Source organism: Phormidium pseudopriestleyi FRX01, from assembly GCF_017313335.1.
Classification (GTDB): domain Bacteria; phylum Cyanobacteriota; class Cyanobacteriia; order Cyanobacteriales; family Laspinemataceae; genus Laspinema; species Laspinema pseudopriestleyi.
This window is the reverse complement of the sequence record NZ_JAFLQW010000656.1, coordinates 1-3985: the sequence shown is the minus strand read 5'-3', so window position 1 is coordinate 3985 and position 3985 is coordinate 1. Positions and strand designations below refer to the sequence as shown.

The 3985-nt window shown below is 42.2% G+C and carries 11 protein-coding genes; 10 read left to right on the top strand and 1 reads right to left on the bottom strand.

All coding sequences use genetic code 11. The features are described 5' to 3' along the window. The 9 genes from ygfZ to J0895_RS24625 form a co-directional block, all read left to right on the top strand. Nucleotides 1-525, top strand: a 525-nt coding sequence (ygfZ, locus tag J0895_RS24655; RefSeq protein WP_422894353.1) for a CAF17-like 4Fe-4S cluster assembly/insertion protein YgfZ, incomplete at its 5' end; no start/stop codon positions are given. A 290-nt stretch (nt 526-815) separates the two neighbouring features. Further along, the gene (locus tag J0895_RS27065) at nt 816-1043 is read left to right on the top strand and encodes a DUF5674 family protein (protein ID WP_422894352.1); all 228 of its coding nucleotides are present in this window, start codon (nt 816-818) and stop codon (nt 1041-1043) included. Further along, nucleotides 973-1155, top strand: coding sequence for a DUF5674 family protein (locus J0895_RS24650; RefSeq protein ID WP_207090625.1), 183 nt, complete (start codon nt 973-975; stop codon nt 1153-1155). Before J0895_RS27065 ends, J0895_RS24650 begins: the two co-directional genes overlap by 71 nt. Beyond that, nucleotides 1152-1505: a hypothetical protein gene (locus J0895_RS24645; RefSeq protein ID WP_207090624.1), complete on the top strand. Its 354-nt coding sequence runs from the start codon at nt 1152-1154 to the stop codon at nt 1503-1505. The genes J0895_RS24650 and J0895_RS24645 overlap by 4 nt, the downstream gene beginning before the upstream one ends. A gap of 308 nt (nt 1506-1813) precedes the next feature. Next, nucleotides 1814-1945 carry a hypothetical protein gene (locus J0895_RS26610; protein WP_277989899.1) on the top strand — a complete coding sequence of 44 codons (132 nt, stop codon included), beginning with the start codon at nt 1814-1816 and terminating at the stop codon, nt 1943-1945. 53 nt (nt 1946-1998) lie between these two features. Continuing rightward, on the top strand, nt 1999-2214 hold the full coding sequence (locus tag J0895_RS24640) for a hypothetical protein (RefSeq protein ID WP_207090623.1): 216 nt from the start codon (nt 1999-2001) through the stop codon (nt 2212-2214). Continuing rightward, the gene (locus tag J0895_RS24635; protein ID WP_207090622.1) at nt 2202-2471 is read left to right on the top strand and encodes a type II toxin-antitoxin system VapC family toxin; all 270 of its coding nucleotides are present in this window, start codon (nt 2202-2204) and stop codon (nt 2469-2471) included. The genes J0895_RS24640 and J0895_RS24635 overlap by 13 nt, the downstream gene beginning before the upstream one ends. Further along, nucleotides 2413-2643, top strand: a complete 231-nt coding sequence (locus J0895_RS27060) for a type II toxin-antitoxin system VapC family toxin (RefSeq protein WP_207090626.1) — start codon at nt 2413-2415, stop codon at nt 2641-2643. Before J0895_RS24635 ends, J0895_RS27060 begins: the two co-directional genes overlap by 59 nt. Before the next feature lie 32 nt (nt 2644-2675). After that, on the top strand, nt 2676-2837 hold the full coding sequence (locus J0895_RS24625) for a hypothetical protein (protein ID WP_207090621.1): 162 nt from the start codon (nt 2676-2678) through the stop codon (nt 2835-2837). A gap of 406 nt (nt 2838-3243) precedes the next feature. Here the strand turns inward: J0895_RS24625 and J0895_RS24620 are convergent, their stop codons facing one another. Then, on the bottom strand, nt 3244-3489 hold the full coding sequence (locus J0895_RS24620; protein WP_207090620.1) for a hypothetical protein: 246 nt from the start codon (nt 3487-3489) through the stop codon (nt 3244-3246). Nucleotides 3490-3709: 220 nt separating this feature from the next. On the opposite strand from J0895_RS24620, the gene J0895_RS24615 reads away from it, so the two are divergent. Then, on the top strand, nt 3710-3985 hold a 276-nt coding region (locus J0895_RS24615), incomplete at its 3' end, for a helix-turn-helix domain-containing protein (protein WP_479724817.1).

Here is a 3985-nt window from a genome sequence, read left to right as displayed (position 1 = left end):
CAAGTTCGAGTTGCTGTCGGCAGTGGATTGGCCCTCCCCGGTTATACCCTCATTTGCGATCGCCATGATGCCGCATCCCTGTGGAAATTCCTCACCGATGGGGGTGCCGTTCCCTTGGGAACCCAGGGTTGGGAACAACTGCGAATTCAACAAGGACGTCCTGCACCCGACTACGAACTGACAGAGGATTACAACCCCTTAGAAGCTGGATTATGGCACAATATCTCCTTTGATAAAGGCTGCTACATCGGACAAGAAACGATCGCCCGCTTGAATACCTACAAAGGCGTCAAAGTGCAACTCTGGGGGGTCAAACTCACTGCACCCGCATCCCCAGGAACGGTGGTGACGATGGGAGAAGAGAAAGTTGGCACCCTCACCAGTTACACAGATACTCCGCAAGGACCTTTTGGATTAGCCTATATTCGCACGAAGGCAGGAGGTGCAGGTTTGCAGGTGCAAGTGGGTGAGGTGACTGGGGAGGTTGTGGATATCCCCTTTGTCACCCGAGGATATTTGGGTTAGTCATTGGTCATTGGTCATTGGTCATTGGTCATTGGTTGTTGGTCCTTTGGTCATTGGTTGTTGGGATTATTGAATACTCAGGACCAACAATCTTTGTCACCCAACCAAAAGGCTCATAGAAACCCGATTTCTTTGGTTGCTTGCTACAGCGACGATTCCCTCGCCCTATCTTGCGGAACGTGCCAGCAGAAACCGGGTTTCTTGACCAAATCTCTGTCACCCAACCTTCATGTAACACCTAGAAAGACATTAAACCGTGATATTTTATTAAATGTTGAGTTGATTTAGGCATGATTTATCTCATTCAAGAGCGGGGGACTAAAGAGCAACTTGAACAAATGCTAGAAACCCTTGACGATTATATTAAACTAGCAGTAGATATTGAAAGGAAAATTTTGGCTGGAGGGGGAGAACTTCACGCGGATTGCGAAGCTGTTTTACTAGAAAATGGAAGCAAGCAAGCAAGTAGATATCTGGGGAGCCGATTGGTATCCATTGACCCAAGAAGTCGGTTATGAATCTTTAATTAATATTCGTCCGCGTCAAAACAATCGATCTATGGACATTCAAGATCCAACTATTCGAGAACGGGTGGCTGAGATTGTGAAAAATTTATTAGGAGGCTTATGAGAGATTGGAACGGTTTAAAACAACGCTATTTGCAAGATAAGATTTCCATTCGTTTGGGAAATTTGGCATCAAATTTGGCACGAATTAAATCTCGATGTCAAAATTCAGCAAATTGCGATATGGTGGCAAGTCTGCTGCAAGAAAGTAAGCTATTTATTGAATGGACAGCTAAAGATACCGAGGTGGAAATCGCAGCTGAGTTAGCAGAGTTACAAGTGCAGTTAGCTTGTTGGCAGTATTGTTGGGAAAGGATTTGGCAGGATGAAGAACAACGAAGCGCTTTTGCAGAACAAACAAAGATTTGGTCAGAAAAAGTGCTGAATATGTCGGGTTTGTTGGCGGTGAATTAAATCCGTATTCAGGCGATGACTCATTCAAAAACCGGGTTTCTTCAGACCCTCTTTGTCACCCAAGCTTCATAGCTGATAGAAATCCGGTTTCTTTGCGGGGTTGGTTGAGGGCTTCAGAAACCGGGTTTCTTAACCAAATCTCTGTCACTTAACCTTATAGCTGATAGAAACCCGGTTTCTGGGTCTGGTTTCTGGGAAAAAGCGCGATCGCCGGGGAAAATAGAATGCGATCCCTTTCTTTCCGAGGGAGAACTCTTGCTACAATAAGAATGATAGCCATTTGAGTTTCCGCGTAAAATAAGAATGAGATGAGTAAAAAATATCTGCTGGATACCAACATCCTAATTTATTATCTTAATTGTGTGCTAGAAGTCAAACCTATATTGATTGAGGGGTTGAGTATATTCAATCCATTTGATTTAGGCGATCGCTTAATCTAAGCTTACCAACAATAACAGAACGAACCGAGCAATAGATTTACAGGAGAAAGTGTATGTCTTCTTACCATGAGGTACTGAATGAAGCTCTAAGCCTTCCGCCGGACGAACAATTGCGATTGATATCCGAACTGTTAGCAGATGTGCGTCATCGGGTGATTCCTAAACCACAACATAGTATTACCGAATTGCGGGGCTTGGGTAAGGAAATTTGGAATGGAATTGATGCACAAGAATATGTCGATCAGGAACGAGCTTCATGGAATGGATAAATCAGTTACAAGGACAATTGGTGGGATTAGATACGGCACCACTAATTTACTTTATTGAAGAAAATCCCACCTATATAAATATGATGGATGCTTTCTTTGAAGCAATGGAGCGCGGTGAATTTAGGGTAGTCACATCGGTGATAACGTTACTAGAAGTTCTAGTCTATCCCTTGCGACAATTAGACAGGACCTTGGCAGATCGATATCGTAATATCCTTTCCTTTTCCCCCTACCTTAAGGACTGTAGAAGTTTCTAGAGAGATTGCTGAAAAAGCCGCAGAACTGCGAGCGATTTACAATCTGCAAACACTTGATTCTATTCAAATGGCGACAGCGATTGTTAATCGGGCTTCATTCTTTTTGACCAATGATGTCCGTTTGCCTTCTATATCGGGACTACAACTGTTAGTTTTAGAACATTTAAGATAATAATTGCCTGTTGGCGGGGGAGGCAAACTAATATGAATAGGGAAGAAACTAGACCAAAACATAATGCCTGGGGCAAATTGACCACTAAACAATCAATTCAACAAGCAATTGAGCAAATGCGAAAATTGCAGCAAGAAGTGGCGCTGTCCCCAACTTCTATTCGAGAAATGATTGATGAAGGGCGCAGATTTTAATGCAGTTTGTATTAGATTATTTCATCGCAATTAGTTTGTACTTAGTCGATGAAAAAACTCCGAAACCGGGTTTCTTAATACCATCTCTGTCACCCAACCCAAGGGCTCATAGAAACCCGGTTTCTTTGGTTGGTTGCTGAGAGGCGATCGCCTACTTCAGAGAACCGGATTGCTTCAGACCATTTATGTCACCGAACGAAAGTTTTCATAGAAATCCGGTTTCTTGGCTGGGTTTTTTAATTTTTTGGTAGGGTGGGTTACCTCGGTCAAAAACTTTAGTTTTTACTGAGATTTAAAAATCCGACGTAACGCACCTTTATCTTTGTGAAAAAAAGGTGCGTTACGTCGGGAATAAAACTTTTCAATTCAAGTCATATATTTTGCCACGACTAACGCACCCTACCAACTACAGCATTCCTTTTCCTTTTAAAAAAGTTAAAGCCGTTTTAACTATTTCATCTCGCCCAAAACGACTCCCTGATCGAGAATCAGAAGCATGAAAGTCAATAATGTTACCTTTACTATCAAATTCAGCGCTGAAATGAGGATAGTCATCATTAGAAGGGTATTTACCAGCCTCGCGGATCATAAGTGCCCCCTTATTTGTAATTTTTGCTTCCATACCATTACCCGCATTTTGCCATTGGCTCATAATCTTGCTTATCCTTTGTCATAAAATAAATTTTTCAGCACTATTCTATTTTCCTTAAAACTCAAAGCGTTGCCTAGACTAAAATGCTCAATTTTGCTGGCAATTTTGTCGTTCATTCCAACTCCCCATCGTCACAAATGCTGGAAAATGGCAGAATTTGTTGTAAAATGCCAGAATTTGTTGGGTATAATACGGAAAATCACGAAATCTACCCAACTCTATGAATCTTGAGGAAGTGTTAAAACTCGCTGACGCTCTGGTGTTTGCTAAGACGGGTCAACACCTTGATGACTTGCAACAGGCGATCGCACGGGGAACTCTGCAAGGTAAGAAATACAGCGAAATTGCCCAGGAAAAGCACTGTAATGAGAGTTATGTTCGGGATGTTGGAGCAAAATTATGGCAGACACTTTCAAAAGAGTTAGAGGAGGAAGTTACTAAATCCAATTTTCGCTCGACAATGGAAAGGCTGCAAATCTCCTTATTTTCAAATGTT